Raw genomic sequence first — 17,308 nt, 5'->3', positions numbered from 1 at the left:
TTCCCCAAATGCTCACCCAGACCGATGGCGTTTCCGCCGTCCCTCCCACCGAAAGCGCGGCTGAACGCGCCCGTAACCGCCGCCGCAAGCCGGTCCGGCGGCTGCGCTTCGCCCTGGCCGCGTTCGCGGTCAGCGTCGGCGTCGCCGTGGTCGTCCAGGCCGCGTGGAACAGCTTCGTCTCGAACAAGCTGCAGACCCAGGCCGCCGCCTCGCCGCTGGTGCTGGACAAGCCGCGCTTCACCGGCGTGCTCAAGGACGGCCGGCCGTTCCTGATCACGGCCACGAGCGCGGAGCGCGATCCCAAGGACGAAAACCTGGTGCGCTTGGTCTCGCCTGTCCTGGTGCGCGGATACGGCCAGCCCAACGCCAGCCAGGCGGTGGCCAAGAGCGGCCTCTATCGCGAGGACGAGAACACCCTGCTGCTGACCGACGAGGTCAAGATCACCAGCGCCGAGGGCTATGACTTCGACGCCCCGCGCGCCTTGATCAACATGAAGACGGGCGAGGTCAGCGGCGACGCCGGCATCGCGGGCAGCGGCCCCAAGGGCAGCACGCAGGCCAATGCCTACAGCGTCACCGACAAGGGCGACCGGGTGAAGCTGCAGGGCCGCGTCCATACTCGGCTGGAGCGTCAGCGCTGACGTGGCCGCCGCCAAACGCGTCTGCTTTCTCTACATCGCGCAACACCATCAGGTCTGGCACAGCCTGTCGGTGGCCGTCGCCATGGCCAGACGCTGGCCGGCCATCAAGGTCGAGATCGCCGCGACCACGCCGGATCTGCTCGACTACGTGTCCGGCCTGGTCGCCGAGCTCGGCGGCGCCGCTATCGAACTCGTTTTGCTGCCGCCGGCCTGGATGCGGCGGTTCAGCAACGGCGCGCCGCCCAAGGCGCCGATGCTGATCATCAACGCCCGTCGCCTGGCGCGCTACGACGCGGTGATCACGCCTGAGCGCACCACCGCCCTGCTCCGACGCCTGGGCGTGCGCCACCCGCTGCTGGTCTACACCCAGCATGGCGCCGGCGACCGCGAGGGCCCGTTCGAACCGCGCCTGAAGGTCTTCGACCTGGTGATGGCCGCCGGCCGAAAGCAGCGTGACCGCATGCTGCACGAGGGCTGGGTCACCGAAGACACCTGCGCCATGGTCGGCTATCCGAAGTTCGACCTGGTCGACGACCTGCCCAAGCGCGCGATCCCGCAGTTCGACCATCCCGGTCCGGTCGTGCTATACAATCCGCACTTCCACGCCACGCTTGGCTCCTGGCCCAAATGGGGCATGCAGGTGCTGGAGTTCTTCGCGGCCAATGACCGCTACAACCTGATCTTCGCCCCGCATATCCGCCTGTTCGAGACCGCCTCGACCGAGGAGCGCGCCGCGTTCAAGGCCTTCGCCCAGCATCCGCGCATCCATGTCGACCTGGGCGGCCCGGCGGCGGCGGACATGACCTACACCAAGGCGGCAGACCTCTATCTGGGCGACGTCTCCAGCCAGATCTACGAGTTTCTGCGCACACCCAAGCCGTGCCTGTTCCTCAACAGCAGCGACGCGTCCTGGTGCGGTGACCCCAGTTTCCACCATTGGCTCTACGGTCCCGTGCTGGCGAACATCGCCCGACTGGGCGAGGCACTCGACGAGGCCTTCGCCACCCACGACAACTACCGTGAGGCCCAGGTCTGGGGGATCGAGGAAACCTTCGACGTCAGCAACGTCCCGGCCTCGGTGCGCGCGGCCCGCGCCATCGTCGACAAGCTGGAGCGCGCCGCATGACGGACGCGCCCGCCGCTCCCCCTCCCAGCCCGCTCAAGCATGTCCTGGGCAACGCCGGCCAGCTGCTGAGCGGCCGCATCGTCAACGCCGTCGTCGGCCTGGCCTATATCGCCCTCACCGCCCGCAGTCTGGGCAAGGAAGCGATGGGCGTCGTGGTGCTGATCAACGCCTTCGCCCAGTTCCTGGGCGAGGTGGCGCACTTCCAGTCGTGGCAGACCCTGATCACCTACGGGACGGCGCCGGCCCTGGAGAACGATCGTCCCAAGTTCCACCAGGTGTTGCGCCTGTCGCTGCTGCTGGACGGAATCAGCGGCGTGCTGGGCGTGGTCCTCGGCATGCTGGGCGCGTGGTTCTTCTGGCGCGAGCTGGCCTGGCCGGCGGGCATGAGCGGCTATGGCGCGCTCTACGCCCTGTCGATCGGGGTGATGACCTCGGCCACGGGCGTGGGGCTGCTGCGCCTGTTCGACCGCTTCCGCTACCTGGCGGGCCAGCAGGCGGTCAGCTCGTTCGTACGGATGATCGGCTGCGGGATCTGCGCCCTGGCCGGCGCGGAGATCCAGTGGTTCCTGGCGGCCTGGGCGGCCGGCACCTTCGTCTCGTTCTTCTACATCGCCGCCATCGCGGCCTGGGACCTCAACAAGCGCGGCCTGCTGAAAGGCTTCACGCTGATGGGCCCGACCAGCCAAGGCTTGCCGGGCGTCTGGCGCTTCGCCATGGCCACCAACTTTTCCAGCACCATCGACGTCGGCTTCACCCACGTGCTGACCCTGGTGGTCGGCGCCATGCTGGGTCCCGTGCAGGCCGCCTACTGGCGGATCGGCAAACAGGTCGCCGACGGCATGGCCAAGCCCGCGCGCCTGATGGTGCCGGCCCTCTATCCCGAACTGGCCAAGATGCGCAGCCAGGGCGGCCGGCAGGCCATGACCAAGCTGGCCATGCAGATCGGCCTGATCGGCGGCGGCGCGGCCGCCGCCCTGCTGCTGGTCAGTCTGGTGGCGGGCAAGTGGATCCTTGAGATCGTGATGGGCAAGGCGTTCGGCGCGGCCGCCGGGGTGATGAACTGGCAGGTGGCCGCCGCGGCCATCGCTATCCTTTCGCTGCCCCTGGAGCCTATGCTGGTCTCCATGCGCGCCGCCGGCGCGGCCTTGGCCGTGCGCCTGGTGGTCGTTATCGCTTATCTCGCGGCCCTCGGACCGCTGATCAAGACCTTCGGCCTGACCGGCGCGGGCGCCGCCCTGGTTGCGTCCGCTTTGGCAATGGCCGTGGGCATGTATTTCATGGCGCGTCACAGGCTCGCCCGACTCGCGACGGAGGAAGGCTCCGCGCGCACCGACAAAGACGATGAAAGACTATCCTATGATCACCCCCACGGCGTCTGAGCGTACTGTCCGGTTCGCCGACTTCCCGACCCTGACCCAGGCCCTCGATTTCGCCGCGACCGGCGAGACCGGGGTCAACCTGTATTCGCTGCGCGGCGAACTGGTCGAGGCCCTTCCCTACGCCAAGCTGCGCGAGGACGCCGTCGTCCTGGCCCGTCGCCTGCTGGCTACGGGCGCCAAGGTCGGCGACAGCGTGGCGCTGCTGGCCGAGACCGACGCCGACTTCGTGCGCGCCTTCTTCGCCTGCCAGTACGCGGGCCTGCTGCCCGCGCCGATGGCGCTGCCGACGCCTCTGGGCGGCCGGGAGGCCTATATCGAGCAGATCAAGACCCTGGCCCAATCGGCCAAGGCCAAGATCCTGATCGGCCCGAAGGGCCTGAAGGACTGGGCGGCCGAGATCGGCGAACGCGCGGGTCTGGACTTCGCCGGCGTCCTGGACGACCTGCCGGAAGACGGCGGCGCGGATCTCCCGGCCATCACGCCGGAAGACCCCTGCTATCTGCAGTTTTCGTCGGGCAGCACCCGCACCCCGACCGGCGTGCTGGTGCGCCACAAGGCCCTGATGGCCAACTGCGTGGCGATCACCCGCGACGGCCTGCAGGTGACGGCGTCGGACCGCGCGATCTCGTGGCTGCCGCTCTATCATGACATGGGCCTGATCGGCTTCCTGCTCAGCCCCCTGTCCTGCCAGATGTCGGTCGACCTGCTGCCCACTGGCGCCTTCGTGCGCCGTCCGCTGCTGTGGATCGACCTGATCGGCCGCAACAAGGCGACGATCGCCTACAGCCCGACCTTCGGCTACGAGCTGTGCGCCCGCCGGGTGCAGGGCCAGCCGCTGGACGCCTACGACCTGAGCCACTGGCGCAGCGCCGGTCTGGGCGGCGACATGATCCGCATGCCGCCGCTGAAGGCCTTCGTCGAGGCCTTCGAGCCCGCCGGCTTCTCGCCCAAGGCGTTCGTGGCCAGCTACGGCATGGCCGAGGCGACCCTGGCGCTCTCCATGGCCCCGCTGGGCAAGGGCCTGCGCGCCGAGACCCTGGATGTCGAGCGCCTGGAGCGCGACAACCTGGCGGTCGATGCGCCCGAGGGTTCGGAGCGCGCCCGCGCCTTCGCCCGTTGCGGCCCGGCCCTGCCCGACCACTTCCTTGAGGTCCGCGACGAGAGCGGCGCGGTCCTGCCCGAGCGGGGCGTCGGCCGCATCTTCGCCAAGGGTCCCTCGGTGATGAGCGGCTATTTCGCCAATCCGGACGAGACCGCGCGCGTGCTGTCGGCCGACGGCTGGCTGGATACCGGCGACATCGGCTTCAAGATCGAGGGCGAGATCGTCATCACCGGCCGCGCCAAGGACCTGATCATCCTCAACGGCCGCAACATCTGGCCGCAGGACCTGGAATGGACCGCCGACCATGAGATCGACGGCCTGCGCAGCGGCGACGTCTGCGCGTTCTCGATCCCGGCCGAGCCGGAAGATCAGATCGTGGTTCTGGTCCAGGCGCGCGGCGGCGACGCCGACACCCGCGTCGCCCTTGTCGAGCAGGTCGCCACCCTGCTGCGCACCCGTCACGGGGTCGAGGCCAAGGTCAAGCTGGTCGGCGCCCACGCCCTGCCCCAGACCTCGTCGGGCAAGCTGAGCCGCTCGAAAGCCAAGACCGCCTATCTGGCCGGCGCCTACGGTGACTAAAGCCGTCGTCGCGGTCACCGGCGCCACGGGCTTTCTGGGCCGTCATCTGGTCCGCGCCCTGGCCCAGGACGGATGGACGCCCCGCGTGCTCGTCCGCCGCGACCCGATCCATCCGCTGTGGCGGGGCCTGGACCTCGAGGTGGTCGTCGGCGACCTGAAGACCCCCGGCGCGCTGGACCGCCTGTGCCGGGGCGCGGACGCCGTCATCCACGTCGCTGGCCTGATCAAGGCCGTTTCGCTGGACGGCTTCAACGTCGTCAATCGCGACGGGGCCCGCGCCGCCGCCATGGCCGCCCAAGAAGCGAGCGCGCGGTTCATCCTCGTTTCCAGCCTCGCCGCGCGCGAGCCGCAACTCTCCAACTACGCCGCCAGCAAGCGCGCGGGCGAGGACGCGGTGCGGGAAATCAGCCCTAGCGCGCTCATTGTTCGCCCGCCCGCGATCTACGGTCCGGGCGACACCGAGACCCTGGGACTGTTCAAGATCGCGGCCCAGAGCCCGGTCCTGCCGGTGCTGTCGCCAGACTCGCGGATCGCCATGATCCACGTGCAGGACGCCGCGGCCAAGCTCGTCGCGTTCTGCCGCCGGCCCATTTCGGGCCTCGTGGAGCTCTCGGATGTGCGGCGCGACGGTTACACTTGGTCAGAAATCATGACCGCCGCCGGCCAGGTGATGAACCGAGATCCCCGACTGGTCAGGTTGCCCGATAGCGCGCTACGGCTGGCTGGAATCCTAGCGGATGCTTGGTCTTTCGCCTCAAACAACCCCTCGGTGTTCGGTTTAGGCAAAGCTAGGGAGTTGCTTCACAACGATTGGTCCCTATCTAGCGCTCCGATGGCGGAGGGAGTACCCAGCGTGTTCGGCCTGATCGACGGCTTCTTGCACACCGTCGATTGGTATCGAGACCAGGGGTGGTTACCCAAAAACGTCGCCGCCTAGTTCAAATAGGGCGGAATTCTGACAGACTCGCCGTTACAGTAGTGTCACGGGTGGGGCTCCCGGAGGTTTGGTTTAGAATGGAAACGGTTACGGATCTCAGCTTGCGCGAGATCGGGGTGGCGGCGAGCAAGGTTCTGGGACGGCCCGTTGAGGTTCGTGCAGAGTCGCATATCGGCCGCGACCTCGCCGTGGATTCCCTGGCCCTGATGAACATCATCATGGAGCTCGAAGACACCTTCGACATCTCCATTCCTCTTGATCGCCTGGCCTCTGTCGAGACCGCCGGCGATCTTTCCAAACTGATCAACGATCTCCGGACTAGGGCTTAACTAATGGGGCTATTCGATAAGCACCTGGCCTATCGCGATGCGTACAAGGCCATCCAGAGCGCCGGCGCCGACCCGTTCAAGGTTCGCTTCGACGCCGTCACCTCGCCGACCGAGGGGGTCGTCGAGGGGCGTCCGACGATCCTGCTGGGCACCAACAACTATCTGGGCCTGACCTTCGACGAGGAGGCGATCGCCGCTTCGGTCAAGGCGGTCCAGGAACGCGGCACGGGCACAACGGGTTCCCGCATCGCCAACGGTTCGTTCGAGGCGCACGTCGAGCTCGAGCAGGAACTGGCCAAGTTCTACGGCCGCAAGCACGCCATGGTCTTCACGACCGGCTACCAGGCCAATCTGGGCGTGCTGTCGACCCTGGTCGGCCGAGGCGACCACCTGATCCTCGACGCCGACAGCCATGCCTCGATCTACGACGGCTCGCGTCTGGGCCACGCCGAGGTCATTCGCTTCCGCCACAACGACCCCGAGGACCTGGCCAAGCGCCTGCGTCGCCTGGGCGATGCGCCGGGCGAGCGCCTGATCGTGGTCGAAGGCGTCTATTCGATGATCGGCGACGTCGCGCCGCTGAAGGAAATCGCCGCCGTGAAGCGGGAGCTTGGCGGTTACCTGCTGGTCGACGAGGCCCACTCGATGGGCGTGCTCGGCGCCACGGGCCGCGGCCTGGCCGAAGCGGCCGGTGTCGAGGACGATGTCGACTTCATCGTCGGCACCTTCTCCAAGAGCCTGGGGGCCATCGGCGGCTTCTGCGTCTCGAACATGGACGATTTCGACGTCATGCGCGTCGTCTGCCGCCCGTACATGTTCACCGCCTCGCTGCCGCCGGCTGTTGTGGCTTCGACGGTCACGGCCCTGCGCCGCATGGTCGAACAGCCGGAATTGCGCGACCGGCTGAACCGCAACGCCAAGCGTCTTTACGACGGCCTGACGACCATGGGCTTCCACACGGGCCCAACGGCCAGCCCTGTGGTCGCCACGACCATCCCGGACCAGGAACGCGCCATCGCCATGTGGAACGGCCTGCTGCAGGCCGGCGTCTACCTGAACCTGGCCCTGCCGCCGGCCACGCCGGACAGCCGTCCGCTGCTTCGCGCCAGCGTCAGCGCCGCGCACACCGACGAGCAGATCGACGCCGTCCTGAGCGCCTTCGCCGAAATCGGCGCGGCCCTGGGCGTCATCGAGCCCCTGAAGCGCGCCCGCGCCTAAGATTGCCGCATCGCTGAACGAAGACGCCCGGGCTCACGCCCGGGCGTTTTTGTTTGTGGCCGCTAGCTCGTCCGGCGACGGCTCTTCCAGACCCGCAGCAGCACCCCCGGCGCGGCCAGGATCGGATGACGCTCGCGCCAGGGCGTGATCTCTACGGCGACGCCGGTGTGGCGCTCGATCTTCCAGGCGGCGTAGCGGGCCGCGCCCTGGAAGGTGAAGGAGGCCTTCATCAGCCGCGCGACGTTCAGCGGCTTGCCCAGCAGCTTGCGCGGCCGCCACGCCCGGCGCACGCGGATCCGCTCGGCCTCGCCCATCGCCCTCCCCTCGTCATGCCATACCGCTTCCATGACGTGGTCGTAGCGCCGAGGGTCGAAGGTCAGGATCGAGACCTCGCGGCCAGCCTTCTCGACCCGCAGCTCGGCCTTGTAGGTCTCGCGGAACAGAGCCGTCCAAAGGTCGTGCGGCGTCCCGTCGACAGGCCCGAGGGCGCGGGCGTAGCGGGACGCCGTACGGCAGGCGTCGGTCACCGCGTCGATCACCGTCTCTCGCGCCCCCTCGGCCGCCCAGATCAGGGCGCACGGCTGCACGAAGCGGGCCCAGACAGTGGTGTCGTGGTCCGCGCCGCCGGCGGCCTTGCGGAATTGGCTCAGGGTCATCGAGGCGACCTTGGCCCGCAGGACCTGCCCCCCATGCTCCAGCTCGTGATAGCTGACGTCAGGCCACAGGATGCGGGTGAAGAACCCTCGCCAGCCGGCCGGTGGCCGCTCGGTCAGGACGTAGTAGTCGAGCACGCCAGACAGGTCGCCCGTCCGGAGGATCGAGCCGTAGAACAGCACCGCCTGGGCGGTCGGAAAGACCGTCGTCAGGTGCTCGGCGAAGGCGGTTATCGGCGCGGGGGTCGGCGTGGACAGCTCGGCCGCGACGAGGTCGCGAAGGCTGCTCATCCGACGAGGAATCGCAAGGACGGCCCCAGGCCGATGGTCAGGTCGCCGCCTTCATAGACCTCGCCGTCCAGCACGAACGGCGCGCCGCCGGCCAGGGCGACATGGCGCGGGTCGCGGCGGCGATAGCCCAGGCCCTCCAAGGCCGGCTCGGCCCTGCCGCTCAGCACCATCGGCAGCGCCTTCAGCAGGCGGCGCGGCGGCGCGTCGACGTCCAGCAGCTTGAAGCCCTCGCGCGGCGGGCCGAAGGGCTTGAGGCCGAACGGCAGGCGCTTCAGAGCCGTCGCCACGATGGCGAAGCGTTCGTTGCCGGGCTGGTCCTGGCCGTCGATGGCCAGCCGGGCCTTCACGCCTTCGCGCCACTCGTCCTTGGCCCCGCCGAACAGCGCGCCCCCGGCCGCGGTCAGAATGGTCACGGCCACGGCCAGGTTATGGAAAAAGCCGACCTTGTGGGCCTTCTGGGCCAGGTTGGTGGCCTTCACCATGGCCCCGACGCCGAAGAAGAAGCCTTGCAGGCACGGCCGGCCGTCGGCCCAGCTGACCCGCAGCGGCGGACGCTCCTTGATGCGCGGATCGGCCTGGCGGGCGGCGACCAGAACCTCCTCGAGTCGCCAGTCGTTGGGCGCTCCCAGGTCTATGGCCAGAACGTTGGTCTTGCCCGACGGCAACACGGCCAGCAGGGGCAGGTTCTCGCCGAAGGTATGCGGCAGCAGGCTGATGACGTCGCGCACCGTGCCGTCGCCGCCGTCGATGATCAGCAGGTCCAGGCCCTCGCGGGCGAAGGCCTCGAGCTCGGCTCTCAGGGCGTCGCGGCCAAGGGGCTCGACCAGCCGCACGCCCGCGGGCGGCGGACCGGGCGGATGCGCCCGGTTGCCGTGGCTCTTTGGATTGCGAACAACCCCGATGCGCGTCATTTCGACAGCCAAGACTGGATTGAGCCCTTCGGTGCGGCCAGGCCCTGCAGAATCTGGACGGCGTGCACGATCAAGCACACCGCGGTCCAGATAGCCACCAGGGTGAAGCCGATGTCCGGCCGGCCTGCCAGGGCGCAGGCCGTCAAGAGGATCAGATTCGGGTTCCGGCGCGCCGTGATCAGGCGGAAGAAGCTGTCGAACGGCCGCCAAGCGTGCACTTCCAGCTTGAAGAGCCCCAGGAAGATCCCCTCCTCCACGCGCTGCAGCACATAGCCTGCGATGACGATGGCCAGGCTCAGGCCCGCGTACGGGATCTGCTGGCCGACCGCGTAAACGCCGACGAACCAGGCCCACCACCAGAACGGCGGGTGCAGCAGGTCGATGCCATGGTCGAAGACATTGCCCCACTTGGACGAGGTCAACGTCACGCGGGCCAACTTGCCGTCGACCGTGTCGAGGAAGGTCATGATCCAGGCGCAGACCAGGCCCCAGCCGAAGTGTCCGGTCCAGAACAGGTACATGGCCGCCAGCACAAGCAGGAAGCCGATGCCGGTCACCTGGTTTGGCGTCATCTTCGCCAGGGCGCACCAGCGGGTGACGACCCGGGCCGGCGCGGGCCAGACATACTTGGTGACGAGGTCGGTGACGCCCTTGTACGAGCCCTGGAACAGGCGCTTTTCGACGGCGCGCACGGTTTCCGGCGTCAGGCGCTCCAGCACCGGCGGCTCGCGCTTGCGCAGGGCGCTGTTATAGGCCGAGCCCAGCTCCAGCGCGGTCAGGCGCGTCAGACGCGGATCCAGGCCGGAGGGATCCTGCCCGGCCGCCAACGCTTCGCTGGCCGCGTAGCCCAGCTCGGCCGGGGCATGGACGGCCACGGCGCGACCGGAGTCATCGACCAGCACCGCGCCCTCACGGCCCGCCAGCGCCTTGATCAGCGACTCGTCGAACACCCAGCCGGCGTCTACCGCCACCACGGCGTTCGACAGGTCGACGGCGGGCGTCTCGACCAGGCCCAGGCGACGATAGATGCGCGACAGACGCTCGCGCGAGGTCATGCCCCAGATGCGCGCGCCGCTCTCGCCAACGCTCAGAGCCCGGGGTCCCGCGGGCGCGAGGTTTTGCATTTCACCAGTCAAAGACAGATATACCCCTTGAAACTCGCGCCGATTGATAAGCAGCTTCGGCTGCTTCGACCAGAACGACCCGAACCGTCTTGCCCATATATCGCATCGCTCACCTCTCCGACCCCCACCTGCCGCCGCCGCTAGGCGCGTTCGGGTGGAAGGACGTGTTCACCAAGCGGCTGCTGAGCCGCATCGCCTGGCGCAAGAAGCGCAAGGTCCACCAACCCGATGTGCTGGCGGCCCTGATCGCCGACCTGAAGGCCGCCGGCCCCGATCATGTGGTGATCAGCGGCGATCTCACCAACTTTGCTTCGCATACGGAGATCGCGGCGGCGACGAAGTGGCTGGAATCCTTGGGTCCCTCCAGCGCCTGCACCGTCAGCCCAGGCAATCACGACGCCCTCTCCGACAAGGGGAGAGCCGGCGCGCGCGGCGGCGAACGCTTCGCGCCCTGGGCGCCCTGGCTGGGCGACGCGGGCGAGGCCCACTTTCCGCAGGTCCGCGTGCGCGGTCCCGTGGCGATCTTCAACCTGTGCTCGGCCGTCCCGACCGCCCCGCACCTGGCCACGGGCCGCCTGGGCGAAGCGCAGCTGCGGCGCCTGGACGCAGCCCTGGCCGATCCAGCCTATAAGGACCACTTCCGCCTCGTCGTCCTGCACCACCCGCCGCAGAAGGGCGCGGTGTCGAAGCGCAAGTCGCTGGACGACCAGGAGGCCTTGCGCGCGGTGCTGGCCAGGCATGGCGCCGATCTCGTCCTGCATGGCCATGCCCACGAGTCCCTCGTCGGCTCTATCCCCGGCCCTAACGGCGCGGCGATCCCTGTGCTGGGCGTACCCTCGGCCTCATCTGGGCGCCGGGGCCATTCCCCCGCTCGCTGGCATGCGATCGAAATCGAAACCCAGCCGGACGGCGGCCATAGCGCTCGCATCGTCGTGCGGGGCGTCGAGGCCGCTCAAGAAGGCCTGTCGGAGCTCGGCCGCTACAGTCTGGCCGACGTCGTTTAGCGCGGGTAGCGCACCTTGACCCGGATCGTGGTCTCGCCCGGCTTCACGCCGAACCGCACCGAGTCGAAGGAGGGGAACGCGAACCTGGTCGGCGCATCGTTCGAGTAGCCGTAGCCTTCCAGCGGCATGCCCTGCGGGCCGCGGTCGAGATCCTTGTTGGCGTTGGCGTCATGATAGACCTCCACCGCATAGGCGTCGCTGGGCGACGGCAGCCAGAAGCAGGCCTGGCTCATCGGCGCCGAGGTCTTGACCCGCGCCCGCTCCACCTTGCCGCGCGGGGCCAGGAAGCGGGTCGGGTCGCCGGGATAGACCGTGATCACCACCTCGCCGGCGTTCGAACGCAACGCGCCGACCTGCACGTTCAGGCGCGTGCCGCTCTTGCGGCCGACGCATTCCTTGTCCGTCAGGGGCCGGGCCACGCCTTCGGCTCGAGCGCCCCCCGCCGTCGCGGACGCCAACACCATCGCGCCGACAAGAACGGAACATGCTTTCATCTAAAAGGCCGCATCCCTATTGTTACGTGCAGGCGAAATCAGCCTGAAGTTCCGGCTTTGTCATGACCAATCCCACAGCTCTGGCGTTCGGCTATCCCGGCTCCAAGATCGCGGAGACCAATCACTGGCTGATTCTGGTCCGTCCGAAGCAACCGACATTTGGGTCTTTGGTCCTGGTGTGCAAGGAAACGGTCCAGGCATTCTCCGAGGTGAGTCCCGCCGCCTTCGCCGACCTGCAGGTCGCCGTGGCCGGCATTGAACGCCTGCTGAAGGCGCAAGTCGACTACGAGAAGATCAACTACCTGATGCTGATGATGGTCGACAAAGACGTCCACTTCCACGTGCTGCCCCGCTACGAGGGCACGCGCGAACATGAGGGTGAGAGCTTTCCCGACGCCGGCTGGCCCGCCGCCCCGGCCCTGGGCGTCGCCGTCGAGCTGTCGGCCGAAGGCGTCCAGCGCCTGGCGCAACGCTTCGCTCAAGCCTGGGTCCAGGCGTGAGCGCGAAAGAGCTAACCATAGGCCCGGTGAGCCTGATCGACCGCTATCTGCTGCGCCTGCTGTTCTGGCCGCTGGTCGGGTGCCTGGGCGTCACGGTCGTCGCCCTGTTGCTGGAGCGCGTGCTGCGGCTGCTGGACGCGCTGTCGCAGAGCAGCGCCCGTTTCGGCTACGTCGCCCAGCTGGCCGCCAACTTGGTGCCCCACTATCTGGGCCTGGCGCTACCGGTCGCGTTCTTCGTGGCCCTGTTCATCGTCATAACCAAGCTGTCGGACGGCTCCGAGATCGACGCCCTGCTGGCCAGCGGCCAGTCGCTTGAGCGCATCGCCGCGCCTTTCCTGGCCGTGGGCCTATTCCTCAGCATCTTCAGCGTCGTCGTGTTCGGCTACATGCAGCCCTACAGCCGCTACGCCTATCGCGCGGTGATGCATGCCGCGATCAACGCCGGCTGGAACGGGCGCCTGGCGGGCGGGGCCTTCATCGACGACAAGGGCTCGCTGATGACCGCCGACAGCGCCGACGTTGCGGGTCAGCGCCTGACGCGGGTCTTCATCCGCCGCCTGGACGCGCGCGGCCATGAGGAGATCATCACCGCCGCCGCGGCCGACCTGAAGATGGATCCGGGCGGCAAGACCATCACCATGAACCTGAAGAGCGGCCGCCGCATCGCGCGCGACTCCGCTGGGGAATACCGCAACCTGGCTTTCAGCAGCCTGACCACCCAGACTCCCTTGAGCGCCGCGGCCGTGCTGCTGCGAGCGCGCGGCGGCGACGAGCGCGAGTTGACGCTGGGCGAGCTGTACCGCCAGTCCAAACTGCCCAATCCGGTCGTGCCAAAGGCCACGCTGCTGAGCGAACTCTACGGCAGACTGGCCCGCGCGGCGTTCCTGCCGTTCCTGCCGATGCTGGCCTTCCCGCTGGGTCTGGCCTCCAAGCGCGGCAATCGCGCCCCGGGCCTGATCATGGCGGGTATCCTGCTGCTGGCCTTCCAGCACTCGCTGCTGCTGGGCCAGAGCATGGCCTCGTCCGGCAAACTTCCGACCATCCCGGCCATCTGGGTTCCGTTCGCGATCTTCGCGGGACTCGGCGTCTGGCTGTTCATGGGCAGCCGCACCCGTCCGGGCGACACGCCGGTCTCACGCACGGTGCGTCGCATCAACAAGGTGGTCACGCGCGTGGTCCACGCCCTGCCCCTGCCGAAGAAACGACAAGCCGCATGATGCTGCAGCTCTACGTCCTGAAGACGGTCGCCACCCGGATCCTCGGCGCGGCCCTGATCCTGATGTCCATCCTGCAGATCCTGGATCTGCTGGACGTGACCAGCGACATCCTCGACCGGGGCCTGGGCATGGCTGGCGTGGCCTACTACGCCTTCATGCGCCTGCCGCGCCTGTTCGAGCAGATCGCGCCGATCGCCGTCTTGGCCGGCGGCCTGTTCGCCTTTTCGGGGCTGGCCCGCGAAAGCGCGATCGTCGCCATGCGCGCCACCGGCATATCCGGCTATCGCATCATCGGCATGGCCATGCCGGCCGCCGTCTTCATCATGCTGCTGGACGCCTTGTGCGGTCAGTATCTGGCTCCGCGCGCCGACCCGGCCCTGGCCGACTGGTGGAAGAACACCACCCCCGTGGCGGAGCGCAAGGTCCCAGCCCCGCGCACCTTCCGCGCCGGCGCCGACCTCGTTATCGGCGCCACGGCCACCGCCGACGGGCGCGAGATCGACAACGTCACGATCTTCCGTCGCGACCCCAAGGGCATACTGGTCGAGAAGGTCGAGGCTCAGAAGGCGCTCTACGTCGACCATCGCTGGACGCTGGAACAGCCCAAGACCACCCGCTTCTCCGGCGACCTGGCCCAGAGTTCGACCGCCGCCTCGACGACCTGGCCCGCCGCGCTGAAGCCACGAGATGTCCAGAGCCTGTTCGGCGACGACGCTGTGCCCACCGCCGCCTCGGCCCGCCGCGCGCTTGAGAACGGCGGCTCCGACCGTCCCGAGAGCTTCTACCGCACCCACTTCCACGCGGCCTTCGCTGGACCGTTCGTGACTTTGGTCATGCTTCTGCTCAGCGCGCCCGTGGCGCTGGCCAACTTCCGCAGCGGCCAGGGGGCGGTGCTGCTGACCGCCGGCCTGGGCGCGGGGCTCTTCTTCCTGGTGGCCAACGGCATGCTCACCGCCTTGGGCGAGTCCGGCGCCCTGGCTCCGTTCCTGGCCGTCTGGGCCGCTCCCGCGATCTTCGGCGCGCTCGCCATCCGCGCATTCCTGGCCCTGGAGGGGTGATGCCTTTCGACTCCGCGAACGCCGACCTCACGGTCATCCCGGTCAAGACGGCGCGGGAGCTCAAGCGCTTCATCGCCTTGCCCGCCCGCCTGAACGCCAAGGACCCCAACTGGATCACGCCGCTGTTCATGGAGCGGACCGACGCCCTGACGCCGAAGACCAACCCCTTCTTCGCCCACGCCGAGGTCCAGCTGTTCCTGGCGATGCGCGGCGGCCGCGACGTGGGCCGGATCAGCGCCCAGATCGACCACCTGACCCCGCAGCCGACGCCGGGGCGCCTGGACGGCCACTTCGGCCTCATCGCCGCCGAGGACGACGCGGCGGTGTTCCAGGTGCTGTTCCGCGCCGCGGAGGACTGGTTGCGCGCGCGCGGCCGCACCCACGTGGTCGGCCCGTTCAACCTGTCGGTCAACGAAGAACTCGGACTGCTGGTCGAGGGCTTCGACACCCCGCCGATGATCCTGATGGGCCACGACCCGGTCTATGCCGGCAAGCGCGTCGAGGAGCAGGGCTACGCCAAGGCCCAGGACCTGTTCGCCTATCGCGCCGACGAGAGCGGCGACATTCCCGAGATCGCCCAGCGCCGGGTCAAGCGCGGCCTGCCCGCCGGCGTGGTTCTGCGCCAGCTGGACATGAAGCGCTATGACGCCGAGGTCCAGACGCTTACGGACATCCTGAACGACGCCTGGTCGGACAACTGGGGCTTCACCCCCACCACCGAGGCCGAGACCGCCCAACTGGGCAAGGCGCTCAAGCAGGTGATCGACAAGCGCCTGATCTGGTTCGCCGAGATCGACGGCGAGGCCGCCGGCGTCGTGGTCTTCCTGCCCAACGTCAACGAGGCCATCGCCGACCTGGGCGGCAAGCTGCTGCCGTTTGGCTGGGCCAAGCTGCTGTGGCGGCTGAAGGTCAAGGGCGTGAAGTCGGCCCGCATCCCGCTGATGGGCGTGAAGAAGAAGTTCTCGTCCACTCAGCGCGGCCGCATGCTGCCGTTCTGGATGATGAAGGCCAGCCGCGATATGGCGATGAGCCTTGGCTATAATCGCTACGAGATCTCCTGGGTGCTGGAAGCCAACAAGGCCATGACCCACATCGCCGAGAACGTCGGCGGCACGCACTACAAGACCTACCGCCTCTACGAGAAGGCCCTTTGATCCCGTTCAAGGTCCTGGTGCTGGCCGGGTCGCGCGGCGGCGAGGTCGATCCCGTCGCCGCCTATGCCGGCGTTCGCCACAAGGCCCTGATCACGCTGGAGGGCAAGACCCTGCTCAGCCGCGTGCTGGGCGCGGTCGAGGCCGCCGGACCCGTGCTGGTCGGCGTCGCGGCCAATGACGAGGCGATCAAGGCCGCGCTTGCGAGCGCCAAGGTCGTGGTGCTGCCCACCGCTTCGGGTCCCAGCCAGAGCGTCGAGAACGCGGCGCATCAGCTCGGCTTTCCGCTGGTGGTGACCACGGTCGACCACGCCCTGCTGAAGCCCGAGTGGATCACCCAGTTCCTGGCCGACACACCCGACTGGGCCGACGTCGCCGTGCTGCTGGCGCCCGAGAACCGCGTTCAGGCCGCCGCGCCCCGGACCAAGCGGACCTATCTGCGCTTCCAGGACGGCCGCTATTCGGGCTGCAACCTCTTCCTGCTGCGCAACGAGAACGCCCTCAACGTCGTCCACGTCTGGCGCAAGGTCGAGGCCATGCGCAAGCAGCCCTGGAAGATCGCCGCCATGCTCGGCCCCAGCTTCCTGATCCGATACCTGCTGAACGGTCTGACCCTGGACGAGGCCGTGCTGAGGCTCGGCAAGCTGGCCAAGGTCAAGGCCGCCGCCGTCCGGGCCCATGACGGCCTGGCGGCGGTCGATGTCGACAAGCCGTCGGACCTGGATCTGGTGCGCGAATTGGTGGGCGAAACCTCGCCCACCACCTAAGCCTTAAGCTGAAACCGCTTCCTTCGCCGCCCACTCGGCGGTGAGCGCGCGGTTGCGGACCAGGTCTTCCGGGAAGTCCATCTCGGCCCAATCCAGGCCCTGGATCGAGCGCACGCGGACCACGTCGTGGGCCTGGGCGATCTCGTTGATGACGCTGAGGTACCAGCGCTTCAGGCCTTCCGGCGTGCGCATGATCTTTTCCAGCGTCTCGATGAACAGGGCCGAACCCTCGGCGTCGAAGCGCAGGAAGCCGATCGATTCCGCGTTGTACTCGGTGATGGTCTTGCCGATGGCGCGAAGGCTGTCGCCTTCGGTCAGCACCTTCATGTCGTCGCTGTCGTAGACGCCGTCGTCCTTGCGATCGACCGTCACGGTGATCGGGCCGACCGGAGCGCTGATCAGGCGCTCGGCGATGGCCGGCTCGAACAGGGTGTCGCCGTTGAGGATCATGAACGGCCCGCCGCGCATCTCCTCGCGCGCCAGCCAGCAGGTCGCGAGGTTGTCGGTCACGCTGTAGAAGGGGTTGTAGAGCGTGCGAACGCTCATGCCCGGGAACCGCAGGCGCGCGACCTCGGCCTCGACCAGGTCCGCGCGGAAGCCGGTGACCACGACCGCCTCGGTGACGCCCGCCTGATGCAGGTGGCGCAGTTGCCACTCCAGAACGGTGCGGCCGGCCAGCTCGACCAGGCACTTGGGCCGGTCGTCGGTCAGGGGCGAAAGGCGCTTGCCCTGACCGGCGCTGAGAATAAGGGTCTTGACCGGCTGCATGACGTTTCGAGATCTCGCTGGAAATGGGGGCGGCTTGCCCCTCTAGGAATCGCTGGACC

18 protein-coding genes are annotated in these 17,308 nt (G+C 68.3%); 13 read left to right on the top strand and 5 right to left on the bottom strand.

Annotation, left to right across the window (positions count from 1 at the left end; genetic code table 11):
* Positions 1–8 precede the first annotated feature (8 nt).
* The 7 genes from lptC (at position 9) to spt (ending at position 7,311) form a co-directional block, all read left to right on the top strand.
* Positions 9–641 carry an LPS export ABC transporter periplasmic protein LptC gene (lptC, locus tag ACW175_RS08515; protein WP_492104139.1) on the top strand — a complete coding sequence of 211 codons (633 nt, stop codon included), beginning with the start codon at positions 9–11 and terminating at the stop codon, positions 639–641.
* 1 nt (position 642) lies between these two features.
* The gene (locus ACW175_RS08510) at positions 643–1,767 is read left to right on the top strand and encodes a CDP-glycerol glycerophosphotransferase family protein (RefSeq protein ID WP_492104138.1); all 1,125 of its coding nucleotides are present in this window, start codon (positions 643–645) and stop codon (positions 1,765–1,767) included.
* Positions 1,764–3,146 carry a lipopolysaccharide biosynthesis protein gene (locus tag ACW175_RS08505; RefSeq protein WP_492104137.1) on the top strand — a complete coding sequence of 461 codons (1,383 nt, stop codon included), beginning with the start codon at positions 1,764–1,766 and terminating at the stop codon, positions 3,144–3,146. The genes ACW175_RS08510 and ACW175_RS08505 overlap by 4 nt, the downstream gene beginning before the upstream one ends.
* Positions 3,109–4,827 (top strand): fatty acyl-AMP ligase, encoded by a 1,719-nt coding sequence (locus ACW175_RS08500; protein WP_492104136.1) that lies wholly within the window; start codon positions 3,109–3,111, stop codon positions 4,825–4,827. The genes ACW175_RS08505 and ACW175_RS08500 overlap by 38 nt, the downstream gene beginning before the upstream one ends.
* Positions 4,802–5,764 carry a ceramide reductase gene (gene cerR / locus ACW175_RS08495; protein WP_492104926.1) on the top strand — a complete coding sequence of 321 codons (963 nt, stop codon included), beginning with the start codon at positions 4,802–4,804 and terminating at the stop codon, positions 5,762–5,764. The genes ACW175_RS08500 and cerR overlap by 26 nt, the downstream gene beginning before the upstream one ends.
* Before the next feature lie 77 nt (positions 5,765–5,841).
* Positions 5,842–6,093 carry an acyl carrier protein gene (locus ACW175_RS08490; protein ID WP_013079816.1) on the top strand — a complete coding sequence of 84 codons (252 nt, stop codon included), beginning with the start codon at positions 5,842–5,844 and terminating at the stop codon, positions 6,091–6,093.
* A gap of 3 nt (positions 6,094–6,096) precedes the next feature.
* Positions 6,097–7,311, top strand: coding sequence for a serine palmitoyltransferase (gene spt, locus ACW175_RS08485; protein WP_492104135.1), 1,215 nt, complete (start codon positions 6,097–6,099; stop codon positions 7,309–7,311).
* Positions 7,312–7,373: 62 nt separating this feature from the next.
* Here the strand turns inward: spt and ACW175_RS08480 are convergent, their stop codons facing one another.
* Genes ACW175_RS08480 through ACW175_RS08470 form a run of 3 tightly spaced genes read right to left on the bottom strand, consistent with a single transcriptional unit; the run spans position 7,374 to position 10,290 of the window.
* Positions 7,374–8,255 (bottom strand): hypothetical protein, encoded by an 882-nt coding sequence (locus ACW175_RS08480; RefSeq protein WP_492104134.1) that lies wholly within the window; start codon positions 8,253–8,255, stop codon positions 7,374–7,376.
* Complete coding sequence (locus ACW175_RS08475) at positions 8,252–9,244, bottom strand: diacylglycerol/lipid kinase family protein (RefSeq protein ID WP_492104133.1); 993 nt, start codon at positions 9,242–9,244, stop codon at positions 8,252–8,254. The genes ACW175_RS08480 and ACW175_RS08475 overlap by 4 nt, the downstream gene beginning before the upstream one ends.
* Positions 9,163–10,290, bottom strand: coding sequence for a CDP-alcohol phosphatidyltransferase family protein (locus ACW175_RS08470; RefSeq protein ID WP_492104132.1), 1,128 nt, complete (start codon positions 10,288–10,290; stop codon positions 9,163–9,165). The genes ACW175_RS08475 and ACW175_RS08470 overlap by 82 nt, the downstream gene beginning before the upstream one ends.
* A gap of 89 nt (positions 10,291–10,379) precedes the next feature.
* Between ACW175_RS08470 and ACW175_RS08465 the strand changes: the two genes are divergently transcribed.
* Entirely contained in the window at positions 10,380–11,294 is a 915-nt protein-coding gene (locus tag ACW175_RS08465; protein WP_492104131.1) for a metallophosphoesterase family protein, read from the top strand.
* Here ACW175_RS08465 and ACW175_RS08460 read toward each other — a convergent pair.
* The gene (locus tag ACW175_RS08460; RefSeq protein ID WP_492104130.1) at positions 11,291–11,713 is read right to left on the bottom strand and encodes a DUF2141 domain-containing protein; all 423 of its coding nucleotides are present in this window, start codon (positions 11,711–11,713) and stop codon (positions 11,291–11,293) included. The genes ACW175_RS08465 and ACW175_RS08460 overlap by 4 nt on opposite strands.
* Before the next feature lie 137 nt (positions 11,714–11,850).
* On the opposite strand from ACW175_RS08460, the gene ACW175_RS08455 reads away from it, so the two are divergent.
* Genes ACW175_RS08455 through ACW175_RS08435 form a run of 5 tightly spaced genes read left to right on the top strand, consistent with a single transcriptional unit; the run spans position 11,851 to position 16,481 of the window.
* Positions 11,851–12,288 (top strand): HIT family protein, encoded by a 438-nt coding sequence (locus ACW175_RS08455; RefSeq protein ID WP_492104129.1) that lies wholly within the window; start codon positions 11,851–11,853, stop codon positions 12,286–12,288.
* Positions 12,285–13,505 (top strand): LptF/LptG family permease, encoded by a 1,221-nt coding sequence (locus tag ACW175_RS08450; RefSeq protein ID WP_492104128.1) that lies wholly within the window; start codon positions 12,285–12,287, stop codon positions 13,503–13,505. Before ACW175_RS08455 ends, ACW175_RS08450 begins: the two co-directional genes overlap by 4 nt.
* Complete coding sequence (locus ACW175_RS08445) at positions 13,502–14,563, top strand: LptF/LptG family permease (protein ID WP_492104127.1); 1,062 nt, start codon at positions 13,502–13,504, stop codon at positions 14,561–14,563. The genes ACW175_RS08450 and ACW175_RS08445 overlap by 4 nt, the downstream gene beginning before the upstream one ends.
* Positions 14,563–15,717 carry a ceramide synthase gene (gene bcerS / locus ACW175_RS08440; protein WP_492104126.1) on the top strand — a complete coding sequence of 385 codons (1,155 nt, stop codon included), beginning with the start codon at positions 14,563–14,565 and terminating at the stop codon, positions 15,715–15,717. Before ACW175_RS08445 ends, bcerS begins: the two co-directional genes overlap by 1 nt.
* Positions 15,621–16,481, top strand: a complete 861-nt coding sequence (locus tag ACW175_RS08435; protein ID WP_492104925.1) for a nucleotidyltransferase family protein — start codon at positions 15,621–15,623, stop codon at positions 16,479–16,481. Before bcerS ends, ACW175_RS08435 begins: the two co-directional genes overlap by 97 nt.
* 3 nt (positions 16,482–16,484) lie before the next feature.
* Here ACW175_RS08435 and ACW175_RS08430 read toward each other — a convergent pair whose 3' ends face one another.
* Positions 16,485–17,249 carry a phosphocholine cytidylyltransferase family protein gene (locus ACW175_RS08430; protein WP_492104125.1) on the bottom strand — a complete coding sequence of 255 codons (765 nt, stop codon included), beginning with the start codon at positions 17,247–17,249 and terminating at the stop codon, positions 16,485–16,487.
* Positions 17,250–17,308 lie beyond the last annotated feature (59 nt).

It is taken from the genome of Caulobacter sp. FV1ye6ST, assembly GCF_058681225.1.
This window is presented reverse-complemented; position numbering and strand designations above follow the sequence as displayed.

Bases quoted from the DNA above. Each gene is read 5' to 3' on its own strand.
- lptC (WP_492104139.1), top strand. From the start codon at position 9: ATGCTCACCCAGACCGATGGCGTTTCCGCCGTCCCTCCCACCGAAAGC.
- ACW175_RS08505 (WP_492104137.1), top strand. From the start codon at position 1,764: ATGACGGACGCGCCCGCCGCTCCCCCTCCCAGCCCGCTCAAGCATGTC.
- ACW175_RS08500 (WP_492104136.1), top strand. From the start codon at position 3,109: ATGAAAGACTATCCTATGATCACCCCCACGGCGTCTGAGCGTACTGTC.
- ACW175_RS08490 (WP_013079816.1), top strand. From the start codon at position 5,842: ATGGAAACGGTTACGGATCTCAGCTTGCGCGAGATCGGGGTGGCGGCG.
- spt (WP_492104135.1), top strand. From the start codon at position 6,097: ATGGGGCTATTCGATAAGCACCTGGCCTATCGCGATGCGTACAAGGCC.
- ACW175_RS08480 (WP_492104134.1), bottom strand. From the start codon at position 8,255: ATGAGCAGCCTTCGCGACCTCGTCGCGGCCGAGCTGTCCACGCCGACC.
- ACW175_RS08470 (WP_492104132.1), bottom strand. From the start codon at position 10,290: ATGCAAAACCTCGCGCCCGCGGGACCCCGGGCTCTGAGCGTTGGCGAG.
- ACW175_RS08455 (WP_492104129.1), top strand. From the start codon at position 11,851: ATGACCAATCCCACAGCTCTGGCGTTCGGCTATCCCGGCTCCAAGATC.
- ACW175_RS08445 (WP_492104127.1), top strand. From the start codon at position 13,502: ATGATGCTGCAGCTCTACGTCCTGAAGACGGTCGCCACCCGGATCCTC.
- bcerS (WP_492104126.1), top strand. From the start codon at position 14,563: ATGCCTTTCGACTCCGCGAACGCCGACCTCACGGTCATCCCGGTCAAG.
- ACW175_RS08430 (WP_492104125.1), bottom strand. From the start codon at position 17,249: ATGCAGCCGGTCAAGACCCTTATTCTCAGCGCCGGTCAGGGCAAGCGC.